The 20,111-nt window shown below is 70.2% G+C and carries 25 protein-coding genes; 12 read left to right on the forward strand and 13 right to left on the reverse strand.

Annotated elements, in window-relative coordinates:
- Window position 1: 1 nt before the first annotated feature.
- The 3 genes from hypD (at window position 2) to ACZ6QO_RS19775 (ending at window position 3,019) form a co-directional block, all read left to right on the forward strand.
- Entirely contained in the window at window positions 2-1,129 is a 1,128-nt protein-coding gene (gene hypD / locus ACZ6QO_RS19765; RefSeq protein WP_465852550.1) for a hydrogenase formation protein HypD, read from the forward strand.
- A complete protein-coding gene (hypE, locus tag ACZ6QO_RS19770) occupies window positions 1,126-2,508 on the forward strand; it encodes a hydrogenase expression/formation protein HypE (RefSeq protein ID WP_465852552.1) in 1,383 nt (460 codons plus the stop codon). Before hypD ends, hypE begins: the two co-directional genes overlap by 4 nt.
- Window positions 2,509-2,608: 100 nt before the next feature.
- Window positions 2,609-3,019: a hypothetical protein gene (locus tag ACZ6QO_RS19775; protein ID WP_465852554.1), complete on the forward strand. Its 411-nt coding sequence runs from the start codon at window positions 2,609-2,611 to the stop codon at window positions 3,017-3,019.
- A 149-nt stretch (window positions 3,020-3,168) separates the two neighbouring features.
- On the opposite strand, the gene ACZ6QO_RS19780 is transcribed toward ACZ6QO_RS19775, so the two are convergent.
- The 10 genes from ACZ6QO_RS19780 to ACZ6QO_RS19825 form a co-directional block, all read right to left on the reverse strand.
- Window positions 3,169-4,134 (reverse strand): NAD(P)-dependent alcohol dehydrogenase, encoded by a 966-nt coding sequence (locus ACZ6QO_RS19780; RefSeq protein WP_465852556.1) that lies wholly within the window; start codon window positions 4,132-4,134, stop codon window positions 3,169-3,171.
- 119 nt (window positions 4,135-4,253) lie between these two features.
- Window positions 4,254-5,204, reverse strand: coding sequence for a permease prefix domain 1-containing protein (locus ACZ6QO_RS19785; protein ID WP_465852558.1), 951 nt, complete (start codon window positions 5,202-5,204; stop codon window positions 4,254-4,256).
- Window positions 5,201-5,536: a PadR family transcriptional regulator gene (locus tag ACZ6QO_RS19790; RefSeq protein WP_465852560.1), complete on the reverse strand. Its 336-nt coding sequence runs from the start codon at window positions 5,534-5,536 to the stop codon at window positions 5,201-5,203. Before ACZ6QO_RS19790 ends, ACZ6QO_RS19785 begins: the two co-directional genes overlap by 4 nt.
- 143 nt (window positions 5,537-5,679) lie before the next feature.
- The gene (locus ACZ6QO_RS19795; protein ID WP_465852562.1) at window positions 5,680-6,144 is read right to left on the reverse strand and encodes a GNAT family N-acetyltransferase; all 465 of its coding nucleotides are present in this window, start codon (window positions 6,142-6,144) and stop codon (window positions 5,680-5,682) included.
- 176 nt (window positions 6,145-6,320) lie between these two features.
- A complete protein-coding gene (locus ACZ6QO_RS19800; RefSeq protein WP_465852564.1) occupies window positions 6,321-7,229 on the reverse strand; it encodes an HD domain-containing protein in 909 nt (302 codons plus the stop codon).
- Window positions 7,226-7,555 carry a PadR family transcriptional regulator gene (locus tag ACZ6QO_RS19805; RefSeq protein ID WP_465852566.1) on the reverse strand — a complete coding sequence of 110 codons (330 nt, stop codon included), beginning with the start codon at window positions 7,553-7,555 and terminating at the stop codon, window positions 7,226-7,228. The genes ACZ6QO_RS19800 and ACZ6QO_RS19805 overlap by 4 nt, the downstream gene beginning before the upstream one ends.
- Window positions 7,556-7,717: 162 nt before the next feature.
- Window positions 7,718-8,188 (reverse strand): MarR family winged helix-turn-helix transcriptional regulator, encoded by a 471-nt coding sequence (locus ACZ6QO_RS19810; RefSeq protein ID WP_465852568.1) that lies wholly within the window; start codon window positions 8,186-8,188, stop codon window positions 7,718-7,720.
- A gap of 379 nt (window positions 8,189-8,567) precedes the next feature.
- A complete protein-coding gene (locus tag ACZ6QO_RS19815) occupies window positions 8,568-9,386 on the reverse strand; it encodes a phosphotransferase family protein (protein ID WP_465852570.1) in 819 nt (272 codons plus the stop codon).
- A 229-nt stretch (window positions 9,387-9,615) separates the two neighbouring features.
- A complete protein-coding gene (locus ACZ6QO_RS19820; protein WP_465852572.1) occupies window positions 9,616-10,026 on the reverse strand; it encodes a hypothetical protein in 411 nt (136 codons plus the stop codon).
- Between the two features lie 11 nt (window positions 10,027-10,037).
- Window positions 10,038-10,226: a hypothetical protein gene (locus ACZ6QO_RS19825; RefSeq protein ID WP_465852574.1), complete on the reverse strand. Its 189-nt coding sequence runs from the start codon at window positions 10,224-10,226 to the stop codon at window positions 10,038-10,040.
- Between the two features lie 265 nt (window positions 10,227-10,491).
- Here ACZ6QO_RS19825 and ACZ6QO_RS19830 point away from each other — a divergent pair, with 265 nt between their 5' ends.
- Window positions 10,492-11,313 carry a helix-turn-helix domain-containing protein gene (locus ACZ6QO_RS19830; protein WP_465852576.1) on the forward strand — a complete coding sequence of 274 codons (822 nt, stop codon included), beginning with the start codon at window positions 10,492-10,494 and terminating at the stop codon, window positions 11,311-11,313.
- Entirely contained in the window at window positions 11,301-11,525 is a 225-nt protein-coding gene (locus ACZ6QO_RS19835; RefSeq protein ID WP_465852578.1) for a DUF397 domain-containing protein, read from the forward strand. Before ACZ6QO_RS19830 ends, ACZ6QO_RS19835 begins: the two co-directional genes overlap by 13 nt.
- A 168-nt stretch (window positions 11,526-11,693) precedes the next feature.
- On the opposite strand, the gene ACZ6QO_RS19840 is transcribed toward ACZ6QO_RS19835, so the two are convergent.
- Window positions 11,694-12,155, reverse strand: a complete 462-nt coding sequence (locus ACZ6QO_RS19840) for an NUDIX domain-containing protein (RefSeq protein WP_465852580.1) — start codon at window positions 12,153-12,155, stop codon at window positions 11,694-11,696.
- Window positions 12,156-12,332: 177 nt separating this feature from the next.
- Here ACZ6QO_RS19840 and ACZ6QO_RS19845 point away from each other — a divergent pair, with 177 nt between their 5' ends.
- From ACZ6QO_RS19845 to ACZ6QO_RS19875, 7 genes are all read left to right on the forward strand, one after another.
- Window positions 12,333-13,658 carry a DUF4407 domain-containing protein gene (locus tag ACZ6QO_RS19845; protein ID WP_465852581.1) on the forward strand — a complete coding sequence of 442 codons (1,326 nt, stop codon included), beginning with the start codon at window positions 12,333-12,335 and terminating at the stop codon, window positions 13,656-13,658.
- Window positions 13,651-14,100, forward strand: coding sequence for a hypothetical protein (locus ACZ6QO_RS19850; protein WP_465852582.1), 450 nt, complete (start codon window positions 13,651-13,653; stop codon window positions 14,098-14,100). The genes ACZ6QO_RS19845 and ACZ6QO_RS19850 overlap by 8 nt, the downstream gene beginning before the upstream one ends.
- 132 nt (window positions 14,101-14,232) lie before the next feature.
- The gene (locus tag ACZ6QO_RS19855) at window positions 14,233-15,321 is read left to right on the forward strand and encodes an LLM class flavin-dependent oxidoreductase (RefSeq protein ID WP_465852584.1); all 1,089 of its coding nucleotides are present in this window, start codon (window positions 14,233-14,235) and stop codon (window positions 15,319-15,321) included.
- Between the two features lie 248 nt (window positions 15,322-15,569).
- The gene (locus tag ACZ6QO_RS19860) at window positions 15,570-15,890 is read left to right on the forward strand and encodes a hypothetical protein (protein ID WP_465852586.1); all 321 of its coding nucleotides are present in this window, start codon (window positions 15,570-15,572) and stop codon (window positions 15,888-15,890) included.
- A 156-nt stretch (window positions 15,891-16,046) separates the two neighbouring features.
- The gene (locus tag ACZ6QO_RS19865; protein WP_465852587.1) at window positions 16,047-17,015 is read left to right on the forward strand and encodes a tetratricopeptide repeat protein; all 969 of its coding nucleotides are present in this window, start codon (window positions 16,047-16,049) and stop codon (window positions 17,013-17,015) included.
- A 46-nt stretch (window positions 17,016-17,061) separates the two neighbouring features.
- Window positions 17,062-18,186 (forward strand): SagB family peptide dehydrogenase, encoded by a 1,125-nt coding sequence (locus ACZ6QO_RS19870; protein WP_465852588.1) that lies wholly within the window; start codon window positions 17,062-17,064, stop codon window positions 18,184-18,186.
- A 108-nt stretch (window positions 18,187-18,294) separates the two neighbouring features.
- The gene (locus ACZ6QO_RS19875; RefSeq protein ID WP_465852590.1) at window positions 18,295-19,170 is read left to right on the forward strand and encodes an alpha/beta fold hydrolase; all 876 of its coding nucleotides are present in this window, start codon (window positions 18,295-18,297) and stop codon (window positions 19,168-19,170) included.
- A gap of 99 nt (window positions 19,171-19,269) precedes the next feature.
- Here the strand turns inward: ACZ6QO_RS19875 and ACZ6QO_RS19880 are convergent, their stop codons facing one another.
- Both ACZ6QO_RS19880 and ACZ6QO_RS19885 read right to left on the reverse strand, forming a co-directional pair.
- Complete coding sequence (locus ACZ6QO_RS19880) at window positions 19,270-19,641, reverse strand: hypothetical protein (RefSeq protein ID WP_465852592.1); 372 nt, start codon at window positions 19,639-19,641, stop codon at window positions 19,270-19,272.
- A gap of 43 nt (window positions 19,642-19,684) precedes the next feature.
- Window positions 19,685-20,065, reverse strand: a complete 381-nt coding sequence (locus tag ACZ6QO_RS19885; protein ID WP_465852594.1) for a roadblock/LC7 domain-containing protein — start codon at window positions 20,063-20,065, stop codon at window positions 19,685-19,687.
- Window positions 20,066-20,111 lie beyond the last annotated feature (46 nt).

The following is a 20,111-nucleotide window of genomic DNA, read 5'->3' on the forward strand; positions in this document are numbered from 1 at the left end:
GATGCGGTTCGTCGACGAGTACCGCGACGCGGGCAAGGCGCGGGCGCTGGCCGCGCGCATCGCCGCGCTGTGCGAGCCCGGCCGGGCGTACAAGTTCATGGAGGTGTGCGGCGGGCACACCCACACGATCTACAAGCACGGGCTGGAAGACTACCTGCCGGCGGGGATCACACTGGTCCACGGCCCGGGATGCCCGGTCTGCGTCATCCCGATGGGCAGGGTGGACGACGCGATCGCCATCGCCGAGCAGCCCGACGTGATCATGACGTCGTTCGGCGACATGATGCGCGTCCCGGGCGGCAACGGGTCCTTCCTGGACGCGATGGCGCGCGGCGCGGACATCCGGATGGTCTACTCGCCGCTGGACGCCCTCAAGATCGCCCGCGACAACCCGGACAAACGGGTGGTCTTCCTGGCCATCGGGTTCGAGACCACGGCCCCGTCCACCGCGATGACCGTCATGCGCGCCGCGGCCGAGCGCATCGGCAACTTCTCGGTCTTCTGCAACCACGTGACGATCCTCCCGGCGATCAAGGCGATCCTCGACTCGCCCGACCTGCGGCTCGACGGCTTCATCGGCCCCGGCCACGTCTCGACGGTGATCGGCTGCCGCCCGTACGGCTTCATCGCCGAGGAGTACGGCAAGCCGCTCGTGGTCGCCGGGTTCGAGCCGCTGGACGTGCTCCAGGCCGTCTACCGCAACCTCGAACAGCTCGCCGAGGGGCGGGCGGAGGTGGAGAACCAGTACGGGCGGGTGGTGCCCTGGAACGGCAACCCCAAGGCGCTCGCGGTGATCAACGAGGTGATGGAGCTGCGCCCGACCTTCGAGTGGCGCGGCCTCGGGTTCATCTCCGACTCCGCGCTGTGCGTGCGCGAGCGGTACGCGGACTTCGACGCCGAGCGCCTCTTCGGCGTCCCGGGGGCCCGGGTCGCCGACCCGAAGGCCTGCCAGTGCGGCGAGGTGCTCAAAGGCGTCCTCAAGCCGTGGGAGTGCAAGGTGTTCGGCACGGCCTGCACCCCTGAGACGCCGATCGGCACCTGCATGGTGTCCTCGGAGGGGGCCTGCGCGGCCTACTACAACTTCGGCCGCTTCTCACGCGACCGGGTCAAGGAGGCGACGCGCACGTGAACCACGATGAACAGGCACCAAGCCGCCCGGAGCAGGTCCTGAACCGCGAGGAACCGGCTGCGGGCGGGCGGGAGCGGGTGCTGAACCGCGAGGACCAGGCTTCGGGCCGGCAGGGACGGGGTTCGAACCGCGAGGAACGGGCTGCGGGCGGGCGAGAGCGGGTGCTCATCCGCGAGGAGCAGGTGCTGGAGCGCATCGAACGCGCGCGCCGCAGCCGGCCGAGGCTGCGGGAGGAACTGGTCACCCTCGCCCACGGCGCCGGGGGCAAGGCTGGTCGCACGCTGATCGAGGCGGTCTTCCTGGAGGCCTTCCGCAACCCTCACCTGGAGCCCCTGGCCGACGGCGCGGTACTGGAACCGCGGCCAAGCCCGGTGGTCTCCGGCGGACCTGCCTCGACGACCGACTCCGAACCGGCCCTGACCACCAGGTCCGGGCCGGCATTGGCCACCGGCTCGGGGCCGGTCCTGACCACCGGTCTCGAACCGGCCCTGACCGCCGGTTCCGGGCTGGCGTTCACGACCGACTCGTACGTGGTGACGCCGCTGTTCTTCCCGGGCGGCGACATCGGGGACCTGGCCGTCAACGGCACCGTCAACGACCTGGCGATGTGCGGGGCGCGGCCGGCGCACCTGTCTGCCGCGTTCATCCTGGAAGAGGGCTTCCCGATAAGGGACCTGCGCCGGATCGCCGCCACCATGGCCGAGGCCGCGCGGGCGGCCGGCGTGACGATCGTCACAGGGGACACCAAGGTCGTCCAGCGGGGCAAGGCCGACGGCTGCTACATCACCACGGCCGGGGTCGGGACCGTCCTGCCGGGGGTGCGGCTCGACGCCTCCGCCGTCCGGCCGGGTGACGCGGTCATCGTGTCCGGGCCGATCGGCGAGCACGGCGTCACGGTCATGCTCGCGCGCGGCGGCCTGGACATCGAGGCCGACGACCTGGTGTCCGACACCGCCCCGCTCAACGGCCTGACCGCCCGGCTGCTGGACGCCTGTCCCGACGGCCGGGTCCGGTGCCTGCGCGACGCCACCCGTGGCGGGGTGGCGACCGTGCTGAACGAGATCGCGCGGGCGGCGGAGGCGGCGGTCGTCGTGGAGGAGGACGCCGTCCCGGTGCGGCCCGCCGTTCGCGGGGCGTGCGAGCTGCTCGGCATCGACCCGCTCTACGTCGCCTGCGAGGGCCGCATGGTCGCCGTGGTGGCCGGGGACGCCGCCGGCGCGGCGCTGGCGTCCCTGCGCTCGCACCCGCTGGGCGCCGATGCCGCCGTGGTGGGCCGGATCGCCGAGGACCCGCCCGGACTGGTCCTGCTCAAGACCGGCTTCGGCGGCACGCGCATCGTCGACGTCCTCGTCGGCGACCCGCTGCCCCGCATCTGCTGAGCGCCGCCGTCATGCCCGGCGCGCTCCGAATGAGTGGGTACGTACACATCTAGTGGCGGATGTCTGCTCGACGGCCGCCACCTGAGACGGGGGTGGAGTCATGATGCAGCCACGAGGACCGGGCGCCCCGGCCGAGGTCATGCCCGGCCTGGAGGAGATCCGCCGGCAGGTGCGCCGGGACGTCGCCATGGCCGGCGACCGCGCGTTCGACAGCCCGCCCAGAGGCGCCAGCCGTCCGCCGCGGGTGATGACCGAGGTGGAACGGCACGGCGTGTCCCCGATCGACAGCGAGGCCAGGTCGCCGCTGGGCGTGGGGCCGAGCAGCACCGGCCGCGGCGAGCGCGTCGCACGCCACAAGGAGGAGCCCGGACGGAGGAGGAGGGCCGGCGTCGAAGCCCCGTCCCGCCGCCCGTACGGCGTCTCGGCGCCGGAGGACGACACCGGCGTCGGCCCCTCGGGCACCGTGCACGAGGACAGCCCGTACCTGCCGCCCGGCGACCAGGCCGGCTGAGCGACAAGACAGCCCGTACCTGCCCCCGGCGACCAGGCCGACTGGGCGAGAACGGGAAGGGCCCGAGCCCGGACGCCGCGTCAGGCGCCCGGCCTCGGGCTGTTCCGTCGCCGAGGCCGGGAGCCCGGTCTGTCATGGGCCGGGGTGAGTCACACGGTGAGCGCGAACTTGCCGCGGGCGTGCTCGGTCTCGAAGGCGTGCATGGCGGCGGCGGTCTCGCTCAGGGGGTACGTCCGCTCGATCACCGGCGTCACCTTCCCGTCCGCGACGAGCGCGCCAAGGTGGTCGAGGTCCTCGATGCTGTGCTTGGTGATCAGCCCGCGCAACTTGTGCCGCACGAACGGCGAGAGCGCGAGGATGCCGATCAGTCGTGGGATGGGACCGAGCACGGGGCCGCCGGTGCCGCTGGAGGCGATGTAGACGCCCTCCGGCGTGAGGACTCGGCGCAGGTCGGCGAGCCGGTGGTTGCCCGCCAGGTCGACGATGACGTCGTACCGGCCGGCGCCCTGGGTGAAGTCCTCGCGGGTGTAGTCGATGACGTGGTCGGCGCCGATCGAACGCACCAGGTCGGCGTTACGGGTGCTGCAGACGCCGGTCACCTCCGCGCCGAGGACCTTGGCGAGCTGCACGGCGAAGGTGCCGACCCCGCCGGAGGCGCCGTTGATCAACACCGTCCGGCCCGGCCCTGCTCCAGCGAGCCGCAGCGCCTGCAGCGCGGTCGGCGCCGCCACCGGCAGGGTCGCCGCCTGCGCGAACGTCACCCCCGGCGGCTTGCGGGCCAGACGCGTCTCACGGACCGCCACGTACTCGGCGAAGCCCTGCTGGTCCACCTCGCCGAACACCTCGTCGCCGGCGCGGAGGCCGGTCGCCTTCGCTCCGGTGGCCTCGACCGTACCCGCGATGCCGCGCCCCAGGATGGTCTTCTTCGGACGCCGGAGCCCGAACGCGAGCCGGCCGGCGCTCGGCAGACCGCGCATCGTGACACGGTCGCCGTGGTTGATCGACGCGGCGTGGACCCGCACCAGCACCTCGTGGTCACCGGCGACCGGCCGGTCGACGTCGGCGTACCGCAGCACCTCGGGTGAGCCGTACTCGTTGTAGACGATCGCTTTCATGGGTGTCCCTCGTTTCGGTGACGAATCGGACGGTGGCCGGTGGCCGGTGGCCGGTGGTCGATCCGGCGAAGCCGAAGCCGGAGTCGGAGTCGGGGCCAGAGGGGGAGGGGGGCGAGCGGTCAGCGGTGGCGCGCTCGTGCGACGCCGTCGAGGACGGTGCGGACGAGCGTCAGGACGGAGACGGCCACGAGGCCGGTGGTGATCCACTGCGCCGCGCTCGGCGGCCAGCCCGCCGCCCGGGTGAAGGCGGGGTTGAGCAGCCTGTCGTTCGTGGCGAGCCAGATCAGCATGATCGGGCAGGCGATCTCGAAGAGGACCCCTGTGACGGCGACGGGAACGCTCCACCGGGCGTAGTACTTCGCGAAGGCGGAGCCGAGGTTGCCGATCACCAGGGCGATGAACACGTACACCACCCCGCTCTCCCACAGCCATGGCGACAGCACGCCGATGGGGTCGCCGGCCGCGTCCCTCTCGGTGCTCACCACCGGCGAGATCAGGATGAGGGTGGTGAAGAGCACGAATGCCACGGTCTCGATGATCAGCTCGCCGTACCGCGCGCGGCGGCTGGGCGGCTCCGGCAGCGCGGCGGGGGACCACGGCCGTGCCGGCGTCCGGCCCGCGGCGGCGACGCGATCGATGACCGCGAAGGCGAGCGTCGTCCAGAAGGCGACGTGCACGCCCGCCTGGACCGCCGCACCGGCGGTGTCGCCGATCGCGCTGAGAGCGGGGGCGCCCTGGAGGAGTTGCACGAGCCCGACGGCGACGGCCACGGCGGGCACGATCGTCGCGAGCAGGGCGGTCAGCAGGCGCGTGTACTCGATGTAGACCGCGGGGCCGATGAGCTGGATCGGGCGGTCGGCGTAACCGGCGGCCAGCCGTGCCGGGTCGCCCAGCTGGGTAAGGACGGCCAGCTCGGCCGCGGCCCGGTCGTCCCCCGCTTCGAGGCGGTCGTCGACGGCGTCCGCGATCGACGCGCGGAGCTCCTTTTCGATGTCGGGGCGTTGCCTGCCGGGAAGGCGGCGCAATGTCGCATCGACGTAGCGGTCGGTAAGAGTGCTCGTGGGGGTCATGACGGGCCTTTCAGGCTGCGCAACGCGGTGTCGAGCTCGTCCCAGTCGCGGCTGAGGGCGTCGGCGAGGGCGACGCCTTCGTCGATCGTGCGGTAGAACTTGCGCGGCCGCGACTCCTCGGTGTTCCAGTCGCTCGTCAGAAGCCCTTGCTTCTCCAGGCGGCGCAGGAGCGGGTAGAGGGTGTTGGCGTCGACGGCGAAGCCGCGCCGGTCGAGCTCGTCGAGCAGGGCGTACCCGTAGTTCGGCTGCTGGAGGACGAGCAGGCAGGCCAGTACGACGGTCCCCCGCCGCAGTTCCTGCTGGTGCGTGGACAGCAGCTCATCATCAAGCATGCCTCACACGATAGTGTGTGCCACACACTATTGCAACAGCCACTACTAAAGGCCGTCGTGGTACGGCTTGCTCCTTGTGGGTGAGGCGGGCGCACGGCATCCGGCCGCGCGCGAACATTCCCGCCGTGAAGAAGGTCGAGACTTCAGAGCGCTCGGGTCATGTACACGCTGTGCGGGTCGAGCCGGTAGTCCGCGAACGGTTCGCAGTAGCGGAAGCCGAACTTCTCGTACAGTCTGCGGGCGGGCAGGAAGAACTCGGTCGATCCGGTCTCCAGGCTCAGCCGGGTGAACCCCATGTTCGTCGCCTCGGTGATGATGTGCTCCAGCACCAGGGACGCGATGCCGCTCCGCTTGCGTCCAGGAGTGGTGCGCATCGACTTCACCTCGGCGTGGCCGGCGTCCAGCCTCTTGATCGCACCGCAGCCCACCAGGGTGTCGCCGTCCATGACCGACCAGAAGGTGATCTCGGGCTTGCGGAGGGCGTCGAGGTCGAGGGCGTGCACGCTCCCCGGAGGGGTGATGGACCGCATCTCCTCAAGATGCGCCTCAAGGAACTCGGCTATCTGCGGGCCGGACAGGTCGTCGATCACGATCTTGAGGCTGCTCACTCGTTTCTCCGGGGGTCCGCTCCGCAGGTACGCGATCCAAGAGTAAACCGCCCGAACCGAGCCGACCTCCGAGCCGATCTCTGAGCCGATCTCTGAGCCGACGTCCGGTCCGTCGTGGGGCGTCCGTTGTGGGGCGTCCGTTGTGGGCGTCTGGTCCAGCGGACGACGAGGGGGCCTCACTCCACCGGTCGCCGGGCGGAACCGGGCGCCGTACGCCGGAGCGTGAGCGCCATCCGTGGCATGCCCGCGAGCAGGCGCGCGGCGAAGCGGACGCGGGCCTGCCTGCCGGGCAGCGCGTGCAGCTCACCGCGCCACTCCTCAAGCCAGCGGGCACGGGCGGCGGCCGGCAGCAGCGCCGCGCCCACCGAGACCGCGCCGAACGCCATTCGCATCCCGTCCCGGCCGCCAGGAGGGGACTGCGCGAGCGGTCCGGTCTCGTCTCGGCCCGCTCTGGTCCCCTCCTGACCTGCTCCCGTCCCATCTTGACGGTTGCCGGGCTCGTCCCGGCCGGTCTGGGCGGCGATCGTGGCGGTGGCGAGCTCCTGGAGCTCCCGTCCGATCCGCTCCATGCCCAGCCGCCCGGCGACGGGCGCGAAGACGTCGAGTGACTCCTGCGACTTCCGAAGCTGCTTGGCAGGGGAGAGGAACCGCACCGTCCGCAGGTTGTGCAGCCGATCGGCCAGCTTGAGCGTGAGCACGCGCGCGTCGGTGGCGGTCGCCCAGCCGTCCGGCGGCCCGGCGGGGTCGTCGAGCGTCTGGAAGTCGGTGAGCAGGCCGGTGACTCCGGGGCCGAATTCGCGCGCCAGCTCCGCCTCGGAGCAGCCGGTGCCGGAGAGCACATCGTGCAGCAAGGCGGCGCACACCACCTCGTGGTCCATGCCCGCGTCGGCGAGGATGGCGGCGACCGCGACCGGGTGAGTGATGTACGGATCGCCGCTGTGGCGTCTCTGATCGCGATGCCAATAGGCGGCGACCGCGTACGCGCGCTCGATCAGCCTCACGTGCTCGTCCGCAGGGACGTGGCGGAAGGCGCGCAGCACCGTGCCGGCCGAGGACCCGCCGTCGCGGGTTCCGCGCGCGGTCATGGTGCCCACCCCATTGTGCCGGGATGGGTGAGCCAGGCTGGGACGGACTGCCGGCGGGAGCGGTACGCCCGCGCGATCGCGTCGCGGGCGAGGGCGGCGCCGTCCCGCGTGAGTTTGTAGTAGCGGCGTCGCGGGCGGCCCTCGCTCACGTGCGCCGCCGGGTCTTCCCACGAACTGTCCACCCAGCCGATCTGTTCCAGCCGGGCGAGGAGGGGGTACACCGTGCCGCTCGGCAGCCCGGTCGCCTCGCACAGATCGAGCCCATAGCGCTCCCGCGCGGGGTCGTCCAGCAGCGCGCGGAGCACCGACTGCACCTGCAAAGTCATCCGTGGACCAGTTGGCATACTCGGACTCTACATAGGTAGAGATAGCCCGGCAGGTCTCCAGCCGGCGACATTGCCGTCACCGGGGCCTGTGGACCACGATGTGCCCGGCGGCCGGTTCGGTCGGGACGGCGCGTCCGTCTCTGGCCGAGGCGGAGGTGGAGGTCAGGCGCGCGCGTCGGTGCGCAGGGCTCGGGCGCATACGGTGAGACTTTCCGACAGCGTCTCACGTGTCGGGGCGTCGACCTCGGCGAGCATGACGGTCTCGATGTCGTTCAGCGAGCGGTCGCAGCGCCGCAGTACGGCCTGCCCCTTGCGGGTGAGCCGGGCGCACAGCACCCGGCCACCGTCCGGATGCGGGCGACGGCTGATCAGTTCACGCTGTTCCAGGTCGCAGATGACGAGGTTCATCGCCTGCGGCGTGACGAACGCGATGCGAGCCAGTTCGGCGGAGGACAGCCCGTCGTGCATCCGCAGCTCGCTGAGCGCCATGTAGGCGGTGGTGGTGACGCCGTGCTGGGCGAGCGCCTCGTCCAGACGGGCCCGGATGCGACGTTCGAGCCGGAATACCAGATAGCTCAGGCGCGGTGCGGGCGGGGACGACTGGGCGGCTGGACGCGTTAGGCGCTCGGTCACTGCACGACGATATCCCGGCGGCCGCCATGTAAGTTTCCTTCTTCTTGTCAAACAAGTTGATAGCAAGCAGCTTGATAAGCAGGGGAAGGGCGCCTTGCCTCCGCGTTGACGCCGTCCTCCGTCCGGTTGCGTCTTGACCGCCGGCGAGACCGCCCGTATACCCCTGATGTCGACCTGACGCGTCAGAGGCGTCAGTATGCACGCGACACAACCGTGTGCCCAGGGCATGGGCGGTCTCTCGCGGGACCGCCTGTGAAAGCGGGGCGGCGGCGCGGCGGAACACCGACACGGCAGGGGTCGGCCTCCCGCCTCAACGCCGCCGCCCTCCGCGGCCGGGGACGGACGCCCAACGCCCCGGTATGCGCCGAAGGGCGGCGCGTCAGCGCCGGTACAGCCAAGGCAGTGCGGCGAGGCTCTTGGTCAGGTACTTCTCGTGGCCCGACTCCAACGCGTACGCCATGTCCTCAAGGAGGCCGCACCGTGCGTAGAAGGCGGCGCGTGCGGTGATCGTCCCGGCCTGGACGGCATCGGCCGCGTACGCGGACAGGGCGTGGCGGAGGGCGGCGGGGCCGAGGTCGCGATAGATGAGGCCGAAGTCGTAGGCGGGATCGGTGACGGCGGCGTCCGTCCAGTCGATGACGCCGGTCACCGCGCAGTTCTCCGGGTCGACCAGCACATGCTCGATGCCGAGGTCGTTGTGGGAGAACGCCAGGGAGTCCGGGCCGGGCGGCGGCGGCGCGGCGAGGAACGCCTCCACGTCCGCGCGGCAGGCCGGCGGCACAGCGCCCGCCACCGCGGCGTAGTTCTCCTCGGTCTCGCGCAGCCACAGTTCCATCGGATCGGCGTCGGTCTCCACCAGACCGGCGACCCGGTCGGCGGGCACCGCGTGCAGCGCGGCGAGGAGCCCGCCCAGCACGGCGCCGATCGCGGGCGCGCAGGCGGTGCGGCGCTGCTCGGGCAGGTCGATGAGCGGCACGCCGGGCACCTTGCCGTAGGCCAGGCAGCCGCGCTCCGGCACCGTGAAACGCGGCAGGGGGACCGCCAGCGGCGCGATCTCGGCGACGACGGACAGCAGCCGCGCGTCCGCCTCGACCTGTGCGGCCCGCGCCACGGGGTCGGCCTGCTTGCCGAAGCGGACGACCAGTTCGCCGTCGACCTCCCAGGCGACGTTGTCCGCACCCTCACCCAGGAGCACCACAGACCCGATCTCACGACCGGGCAGACGCGCGGCCACGATATCGCGGACATCCTGGACACCCGGCCGCGTTCCCGACGGCTGCTCGGCCGACATGCCGACCTCCCTGAACGACGACGCGCGACGTGATGGCACCACTGGATTCCGACCCGCCGGTCGGCCATTTCCTTCCGAGTATCACCGCCGGCCACTTCCCCCGAGACCGTCACCGGCCACTTCTGCCCGAACACCGTCACCGGCCACTTCCTCCCGAAGGCTCCCGCCGGCCGTCTTCCCCCAGAGATCCCCGCCCGCGTGCCCTGCGAGGCTCGTGAGCCCACTTTCGCGTCTCGGCGATGACGTAGGTGACCGCCTCCGCGATTTCACCGACCGGGAACAACATCCGATATGGCTCACCCATTCGAGGATCCACGCGATAGGAGAACCGCTCGGCGGCCCGAACGATGGTGACCACCGTACGGGCCTCCCCGTCCCGTCCCACGATTTCCAGCCGTGGCGGTACGCATTCAGCACCACCGCCCGGTTGCGGCTCCACGGCGTGAGACGGCGTATCGGCCAGATACGCGCGAATTCCGGCCTTGGCGAGCCCGTGCTGGAGCGTCGCCAAGAGCGCGCGATGCGTTCCGGCCATCTGCGCGTCCACACCGCCCGGTCTCATGGTCTCGCCACACGGAACCAGACCACCAGCTCGCTGACCAGTAGTTCCGCGTCGTCCGCGTCCGTGTGACCGGCGTTTCGCAGGAGCGCGCCGACATGCCTGCGAGCGCGTGGGACGGACGCCGTCTCCACCGGCAGCTCCACCACGCCCATCAGATTCGCCGTACGTACCGCCTCAGCGCTCATCAGCGCATCACCGTTCTTCCAGTAATACAGGAACCGGGATCAGAACTGTCCGGATTACTCCATTAGCGGGGGGAATTGTCGCCGCATCGCCATGGCGTAGTACGGATAAAAGCTTCGGATCCCAGGGTGCCGACTTATAACCTGTCGGCACCGAGAACTTTCGCCGACAATCGACTGACGGAAACTCCCGGATGGCGTGCCGGTACGTCACCATTCACGTCATCGGTTGTCATGAAAGCCGCAGGAGAACCCCCCGGAGGCGACCATGGGAAACGATCTGGATCCACGTCTTTCGCCAGTTCAGCGCTTCGGCCGCGAACTGGCGCGGGTCCGCAGAGAGGCAGGGCTCTCCCAGGCGCGCCTGGCCGCGCGCCTGGGCGTCTCGTCATCGCTCGTAGGCCATATCGAGATCGGCGATCGGAATCCCAGGGGAGACCTGGCGGCACGATGTGATGAGGTGCTGAGGACTGGCGACCTGTTTTCTCGCCTATGCCGGAATGTCAGTTCTCCGTCCGGGCCGATATGGTTTGTCAGGTGGCTGGAGGAAATCGAGCCGCGAGCACGAGCGCTTCGTAGTTGGGACCCGCTGCTCATCCCCGGCCTGCTGCAGACGGAGGAGTACGCGCGGGCGGTCTTCAACGGAGGCCGCGCCGTCCCGGAGGAAGAGATCGAGCAACGGGTCCTGTCGCGCATGCGTCGTAAGAAGATCCTTGAGCGGGACAAGCCTCCGGAGATCTGGGTGCTCATCGACGAATGGGTGCTCAAGCGACCCCTCGGAAACCCCAAGGTGATGTCCGACCAGCTCGACCACCTCATGGACATCACCGAAAGCCGTAACGTCACCGTGCAAGTGGTCCCCTACGACAACCCCTGCACCGACGGCCTGCTGTCGAGTTTCACCATCGCTGAACTACAGGACGCGCCGACAGCCGTCTCCATAGAGTCGGCAGGGAAGGGAGAAGTGTCCTCAGAGTATGATCTTGTTAGTGACATCTGGGGGCAGTATGACAGGCTGAGGGCACAGGCATTTCGTCCGATTGATTCTCTAGAGAAGATCAGGGAAGCGAGAGCCCAGTGGAAGCGTTAGTCTCGAACGCTGTCGATCTCTCCGGGGCGGCATGGCGGAAAAGTTCTCGTAGTGGCAACACCGGCGGGAATTGCGTCGAGGTCGCTCTCAACCTGCCCGAACTGGTCGTCGTCCGTGACAGCAAGCAGCTCGACGGATCGATCGTGGTCTGTTCCCCTGCGGCCTGGCGGTCGTTCACGCGTGTCGTGAAGCACGACGGGCTCGGTTTCTGACCCTCCGAATGTCCCAACCCCGAACGGCCACGTAGAGACGACCGGCCAGGAGTATGCGTCGCCGCCGATCACCGCCACAGCTCACCGGTGATCGGCGGCCCGCCGCTCGGCCCCGCCCTTTCCAGTGTGGTGCTGGGCCCCAGGGCGCGCAGGAGTGGACCTCGCTCGTCAAGGGCCGGTTACTCGAAGGCGTTGGTCGGGGAGGGTGAACAGGTCGTCGGTGGTCGTGAGGCAGTGGGTCAGCAATCCGGCGACCTCCGGAGGCACGAGAGCGATGGTCGTGAGCGCGGCCAGGGTGAGCGGCAGCGGGTGCAGCAGGTACTGGTCGCGGACTTCCTCGCTGGCCTCCGGGCCGGACCGCGCGGAGAAGTCGTACCGGTGAATCCTCGCCAGGTAGATGTACTGGCGGTCCGGCCCGCTGTCCACCACGCCGAGCAATGAGTGGATATCGGGTTGTCCGGCCAGTTCCTCCCAGATCTCGCGGTGCAGCGCCTCTTCCAGCCCGCCGTCCGACGGCTCTACGCCGCCTCCCGGAAGCACCCAGTAGGGCGCCAGCTCCGGCTTGACCCGTTTGATGGTCAGGAAGTTCCCCTCGCCGGTGACGAGGACGGCCCGCACTCTTTCCCCCATGGCGGCCATGATCCCGTCTCGGCGGTCGCCGCGCACGTTATCTCGGACCCCGATTCAAAAGCGCACAATGAGTGCATATCCTGACGAGACTGGACATCTGCGAAAGTGTCTGGAATAACTTCGGCGTGCCGCCTACGCTGCCTGCATGAACCAATATGAGCACCGTCCCGAGGCGCCGTGCGGGCATTCCTGATCAGCCTGTCCGGGGCCCGCCCGGAAGTCCTCCGGCATGTTCCGGGCGAGCAGGGAAGATTCGAATGGATCGGCGCCGCCGTCCTTACCAACTGCTTGGTGGCCGCCCTTTCCGGGATGTTCGCGCTGCACAGCGTGCTGGGCGCCAACCCGTTGCTCGCGCTCCTCGGCGGCGTCGCCTTCGGCCTGCTCACCCTGATTCTCGACCGCTGGTTCGTCATCAGCGCGCAGGGGAACGGAAGCCGGCGCCTGTTCAGGGCCATCCCACGCGTACTCGTCGCCTTGCTGATGGCGCTCGTCATCTCCACCCCGCTCGTAATGCAGATCTTCCGAACCGAGATCGACGCGAGGATCGTCGAAATCAAGCAGGAGCGCGCCATTACCTTCGCCCAGCGGTTGCACGACAGCACGCTCGGCCGGAACGTCGAGGAGCTCGCCGCGAGCGTCACCTATCTACGGCTTGTGATCACCTCGAAGGGGGACGTCCCTCGCGATCCGGCGCTGGATCCAGTGGTCAAGTCGCTGAAGGCGGAACGGGACACCCAGCAGCGTGCGGCCGAGCGTGCCTATAGGGAATGGCAGTGCCAACTCTACGGCGGGCCGAACTGCCCGCGCCGCGGAGACGGCTACCTGGCCAAGGAGAACCAGAACTCCTACGAAAAAGCCAAACGCCGGGTCGAACAGTTGAATGCGCAGATAGAGGCTCGCAAGAGGAAGCTTCTCGACACGGGACAGGCCGCCAACGACGAGCGGCTCTCGTGGGCCGAGATCGAGCTGCCCAAGACGCAAAGTGAATACGATGCCGCCCGCAGGCGGCTGAACGACCTGCAGGCGGCGTTCGACGCGGAGAACCGCGAGACCGGCGGGTTGTCGATCCGGCTGCAGGCGCTCAACGATGTGGCGGGATCGGACAGCACCTTACAGGTGGCTCAGCTCCTGCTGCTGCTTCTGTTCGTGGTGGTTCAGGTGCTACCGATCATGATGAGGCTGATGCAGCGCCCTGGCATGTACGAGCGTCTGCTGATGGTGCTGACCCGAGAGGAGTACCGGAACGCGCGCCAGGCCCTGATTTCGGTGAGCCGGGATTCCCGGACCCCGTCCGCCGATCCGCGGTCTGAGGCCCCGGCGTCCACACGACCGCTCTCGATCGATCTGCTCGACGTCAGCGGCGACGAACAATCCTCCGCGGCCTCCGCCGCGATCTGCGGAGGGCTGGAAGCGCTGTTCCTCCGCCTCGGCCCGCCGCCCGACGACCTCCACGTCGATCTGACGCCGCAGTTGCACGGGGATGGGGGTGCCCGGGATGACTGAGACCGGCAAGGACGAGGGCGAGAAGCGGGCGCCCGTCACCGGACTGGAACTCGCCCTCCAGTGGGCCACCCTGCCCCCGGAGCACCTGGAGATCGCGCTGAAGGCACTGGAGCCGCAGCTCGCCCGCGAGCATGAGTTCCGCATGGTGAAGGTACGGGGCGCGGTGCAGGATCAACAAGCGCATGTCCGCTATATGGCGGGGCTCGCCGCGGGGTTCGGCATCGCGGTCAGCATGCTGGTCGCCGCGGTGATCGTGGGGATGGCCGGACAGGTGTGGCTGGCGGTCATCCTGTCCGGGCCGAGTGTGCTGTCCCTCGCCAAGCTCTTCGTGTTGCGCCAATCCGGCGCGCAGGACCTCCGCCAGATGAGGCAGGCGCAGGTGGCGGCGGATCCGGCTGCCGCGCCCACCGCGGCGCAGGATGCGGATGGCGCTCCTTTGTGAGTTCGCCCTTCGGATGAGAGGCCGCGACACGGCTCCACGGTCCGTCCTGAGACCACCGGCCGCGTCAGGTCCGCGTGGCGCTTCGTGCTCTCGTGGGGGACGCGGTGGGAAAGTGAGGGCGTGGGTGTCGGGGTGCGAGTCGGGGTCTTTCTGCCGGCGGCGGGGTTTCCCGGGATGGGCCATGGTGAGGTGCTCGGCTCGGCCGTGGAGGCGGCGGTGGCGGCTGAGCGGGCTGGGTTCGATGACGTGTGGTTCGCCGAGCATCACTTCATGTCGTACGGCATGTGCCCCTCGGCCGTGACGCTCGCCGGGTATGTGCTCGGCCGTACCGGGCGGGTCACGGTCGGTACGGCGGTGAGCGTGCTGTCCACCTGGCACCCGGTGGCGCTCGCCGAGCAGGCCGCGCTGCTCGACCGCGTCTCGGGCGGCCGGTTCCGGCTGGGCGTCGGGCGGGGCGGGCCGTGGGTCGACCTGGAGGTCTTCGGCACGGGGCTCGACCGGTACGAGCACGGCTTCGAGGAGAGCCTCGACCTGCTGGTCGCGGCGCTCGGCCGCGAGCGGGTCTCCGCGCAGGGGGAGAGGTTCCGCTTCCGGGAGGTGGAGATGGTGCCCCGTCCCGCCCGCCCGATGCTCCCGGTCGTCGCGGCGACCTCGCAGGGCACCGTCCGGGTCGCGGCGGCGCGCGGGCTGCCCATGCTGCTCGGCATGCACATCGGCGACGAGGAGAAGGCCGCCCTGGTGGAGGCGTACGCCGCCGCCCGCGACGGTACGGACGCCGTCTCGCGGCCGGGTGCGGGCGACGTTCCGAGCGCCGGCGTCACGGCCATGGAGACTCGCGACACGACGGCGCCGACGCCCCTGCCGGAGGTGAGCCATATGGCGGCGGGGATCGCCTACGTCGCGGACACGACCCGTGAGGCGGTCGCGGTCATGGAGGAGTCGCTGCCGCGCTGGCTCGGGCCGGGCCTGGCAGGCTACCGGCCGGTGGACGGCCGTCCGTACGTCCCGAAGGACCCGGTCGAGTACGCGCGCCTGCTGTGCCGCCTGCATCCGGTCGGCTCACCCGAGCACTGCGCCGACACGATGCTCGCCACGATCGAGCGCACCGGCGTCCGCCACCTGATCCTCCTGGCGGAAGGGGCCGGCGACCCGGCGCTCACCTCCCGCAACATCGCCCGCCTCGGCGCCGAGGTCCTCCCCAAGATCCGCGCCTCCGCCTGAACGCCGGCATGAGGGGTGACCCGCCATGCACTCTTGCCTGCTTTCGGAAACGACCTCATATTGTTTATCGGCTGCCCGAATTCACGAAGACATCTCTGGCCGCATCTCCGGTGATTTATTTCGACGGCGAAATGAATTGAAGTGGCGTCCAGGTGTTTGAGATCGTTCCAGAGTCAGTGTCAGAGCGGGGGAACCGGGTGTCGGTGACTCCTGCCCTGCCCGAGGCGATCCATCAAGGAGCCACAGTCATGTCCGAGCAGAACCCCGAGGTGTTCGAGACCCACGAGGACGCTTACGACGGTCCGCAGTCCGCGCTCAATCACAACCACAACGAGACCGCGGTGTTCGAGACCTACGAGGACGCTTACGACAGGGCGGAGTCCGCCCTCACCTCCAACCACAACGAGACCGCTGTCTTCGAGGTGCACGACGACGCGTACGACGGTCCACAGTCCGCGCTCACCCACAACCACAACGAGACCGCGGTGTTCGAGGTCCACGACGACGCCTACGACAGGCCGGAGTCCGCCCTGCACGTGAATCACAACGAGGTTCTGATCGAGGTGTGAGTCCTCGGCGGGCCGGGGCTTCGCGGATGGCCGTGACGCTCCAGGTCTGTCGTGGTGCGACTTCGCGTCTGCCTCCCAGACCGGCGTAGTTCTGGGAGGCGGCATGTCGCGGATGGCCGGAACGTGTGCGTCTGGTGGGATCTTTCGGGAGGCGTTGTGAGCGGCTACCCTCGCCCTGCCCCCGCCGAGGTGGAGCCGTCGGCGGAGACGCTGCTGCGGTACGGGCGGAAGCGGCGCGCAGAGAACGCCTTCGCGGCGGCGGAGCAGGCATTGCGGGCCGCCATCGCCCAGTCCCGGCGCGACGGTTCGGGCGCGGAGCGCGTCCGCGCCCAGTGCGAGCTGGCGAGTCTGTGGCGGTCGTGCGGCGATTACCGCAAGGCGGGGCTGCTGTTCGCCTTCACCCTTCCCGCCGCGGAGCGGACCTTCGGCCCGATGTCGGTGGAAGTGGCCACGGTGTGCAACGAATGGGGGATGTGGGGGAAGTACACCGGCCGTTTCGACCAGGCCGAGGCCCTGTACCGGCGGGCACTGACGATTCTTCAGGACGCCCGCGGAGGTGAGCACGAGGACGTGGCCACCGTCTGCCACAACCTGGGAGGGCTCGCCCACGCCCGTGGTGATCACCGGGCCGGTGAGCCGTGGGCCCGCCGCGCCGCCGAGGTGCGCGCCCGGCTCCTGGGCGACGACCATCCGAGGGTGGCCGCCGACCTGGCGGCCTGGGCCGCGCTGGTGGACGCCTGCGGGCGTCCGGACGAGGCCGAGGCGCTGCTGCGGCGTGCCCTCGCGGTCTTCGAGGCCGCGTACGGCCCGCGGCACCACGATGTCGCCGCCGCCTCGCACAATCTCGCCGCCATAGCGCATCGCCGCGGTGACCTGGAGACGGCCCTGGCGCACTACACCCGTGCCCTGGCCGTGAAGGAGGCGGTTCTGGGGCCGGGCCACCCGGAGTCCACGATCACTCTGATCAATCTCGGCGCCCTGCACCGCGCCCTCCACCAGCCAGCCCAGGCCCACGCCTGCTACAGCAGGGCCGTAGAAGTGCTGGAGCGGGCGGCGCCGGGTCATCCTCACCTGCCGGTGGCCCGCCGCGGCCAGGCCGCCACCCGAACCGGCCCGCGCCCCTGAGCGAGAGCCGTTCTGAACCACACCACCACACGGAAGAACAGAGGCCATGGTGAACGTACGCCTGTCCGCCTGCGGTGCCCTCATGTGGGACGACGGCAAACTGGTCTGGGACGACTACCTCGCCCACCGCCAGTTCGCCCTCGCCGACGGCGTCGAGCGCGTGCTGCGCTGGTTCACCACCTTCCGCGACCTGGACTCCGTCCGTGAGATGTCGGACGACGCGAACGAGGCCGACCACTGGCACAAGACGGCCGCCGTCCTGGCCGAGCACGACATCCTGATCACTGAGGACGGCCCTCGTCACCAGCGCGAACAGGCCATCGAAGGGGCGTGGCGGCCGTGGGGGCCGCTTGCCCGCGCGTACCACTTCTCCACCCGATCCCACGCCGGCACCGCCATGCGCACCGCCGAGCAGGACAACGAGGAACTCGAGGCCAAGGTTCTCACCGATCCGCCGCCTCCGGCGTTCCTGTCCTTGCCCGGCACCACACGCCACCCGCTGCCGGACGCCGACCCCGCCGTCTGGCGCCACCGCGACCTGATCGACGTGCTGCACCGGCGCCGCACCCGCCGCGACTTCGGCGCCGCCGCGCTGCCGCTGGAGACCGTCGCCGCCCTGCTCAAGACCGCGGCCGGCCCCCTGCCGCGTGCCGACGGCCCGCTGACCCAGGCGGGTGTCACCCTCGACCCCGGCGGAGTGCTGACCGACTCCTGGCAGCGGGTGTTCAAGACCAGCCCCTCCGGCGGCGCCCGCCACCCGACCGAGATCTACCTGTACGCCCGCAACGTGCAGGGGCTGGCCCCGGGCGCCTACCATTACGCCGCCGCGGACCACACCCTGGAGTACCTCGACCGCCGCCTGGACGACCGGCGGCTGGTGGCCGCGGTCGGCGACCAGGACTGGGTCGGCGGCGCCGGAGCGCTGATCTTCTACACCAGCGTCATCGCCCGCAACCAGTGGAAGTACACCTTCCCGCGCGTCTATCGGAGCCTGATGATGGACGTCGGCCACCTCAGCCAGACCGTCTACCTGCTGGCCACCGCGGCCGGGCTGCACATCACCTTCACCGCGGCCCTCCGTGACGAACTCCTCGAAGAGCTGCTGGGCTGCGATCCCACCGGGCACCTCGTCCTCGGCACGTCCGTCATCGGCGTCCCGCCCGGCCGGTGACCATCGGCAGGCGCGAGCCGTGGCGGTGCGGTCCTCGGCCGGGCGAGCTGGGAGGGTGGCCGTCGTGGGGGCTTGTCGCCAGGGGAAACAGAATGTAATTCTGTCGGCATGAACCGCGCGACGACGAACGGGGTCGAGATCGCCTACGAGGCATTCGGCTCCCCGGCCGGACGACCAGTGCTACTGATCATGGGCCTCGGCTCACAGATGATCAACTGGGACGACGAGCTCTGCGAGATGTTCGCGGAGAGCGGGCACCGGGTCGTCCGCTTCGACAACCGGGACGTCGGCCTGTCGACCCACTTCCACGACGCGGGCGTGCCCCACTTCACGCCGGGGCCGGACGGCGTCGTGGCCGCGCCGCCGTACCTGCTCGACGACATGGCCGACGACGCCGCCGGCCTGCTCGACGCGCTCGGCTGGGACCGCGCCCACGTGCTCGGCGTCTCGATGGGCGGGATGATCGCGCAGACGTTCGCCATCCGCCATCCGGCCAGGACGCTCAGCCTCACCTCCATCATGTCGACGCCGGCCCCGCACATCGGGTCACCGACCCCCGAGGCCATGGCGGTGCTGCTCACCCGATCGGCGCCGGAACGCGACGCCGTCGTCCAGCGGGCCATCGAGTCGCGCCGCGTGATCGGCTCGCCCGGCTACCCGATGGACGAGGAGCGCGTCGCCCGGCTGGCCGGCGAGAGCTTCGACCGCTGCCACGATCCGGCCGGGTTCGCCCGCCAGCTCGCCGCCATCAGGGGCTCGGGGGACCGCACCGCCGCCCTCGGGGAGCTGACGGTTCCCGCCCTGGTCATCCACGGCGAGGCGGACACGCTGGTCCAGCTGCCCGGCGGAGTGGCGACGGCGGACGCCATCCCCGGGGCCAAGCTGCTGACCTTCCCGGGGATGGGGCACGACCTGCCGCGCGAGCTCTGGCGGGACATCGTCGACGCCGTCACCGACCTCACCGAACGCGCCCACCGTCCCTGACCGGACGCACGCCGTCGCCGGCCGGGGCGGGATCCCCGGCCAGGCGCCGGCGTCGCTGATCGGACGCGCGCCGCCCCTGGATGGGGCGGCGGGCGGGGGTCATACGTCCAGCTTCTCCTCGATGGTGCGGAGTGAATGCCGTGCCATCGCCAGGTTGGCGCGCCCCCGGTCCAGGGTCAGGTACAGGAACAGACCCTTGCCGCCGCGGCCGGACAGCGGGCGGATGATGTGGTACTGGCCGCTCAGCGTGATGAGGATGTCCTCGATGCCGTCCTTGAGGTGGAGGGCCTCCATCGTGCGCAGCTTCGCCTTGATGACCTCGGTGTTCCCCGCGGCGGCGACCTGGAGGTCGAGATCCTTGGAGCCGCCCAGCGTGCCGAGCGCCATGCCGCTGTTGTAGTCGACCACCGCGGCGCCGATCGCGCCGTCGACGGCCATCATCTCCTTCAGGGAGATATCGATGCTGGCCATGTTCGTCGTTGTTCCTCTCATGGGTCACGTGGGGCCGGCGCCTTCAGGGGGCGGCCGGCGCCCGTTCGACGATGGCGGCGAGTCGCGCCGCCGTCTTGCGTCCCTCCATCCGCAGCAGCCCGAGGTTGGCTCCCCTGGCCGCCAGGACGGTGAGAACGAGCTGGGGGCCCGCGGCGTAGCAGGCCGCGTACCCGCCGGCGCCGGAGATCAGCGTCTCCTCCAGGGCGCCGGCCTGGATCAGGTCGGTCATGCGGTGGCTCATCGCGTGCAGGGCCGAGGTCAGCGCGGCTATCTGCTCGGCGTCGGCGCGCACGTCGGACGTCACGAGCATCCCGTCGACCGTGCACACCAGGGCGCCGGTCACCTCGTCCATGCGTTCCAGGAGAAGCAGCGTCTCTTCGTGCACGTCACGGCGTAGATCCATCGGTAGCCTCTTTCCGGCCCGCTTGGGCGGCCGCAGCCTCATGACG

It is taken from the genome of Sphaerisporangium sp. NPDC049457 (assembly GCF_055586705.1).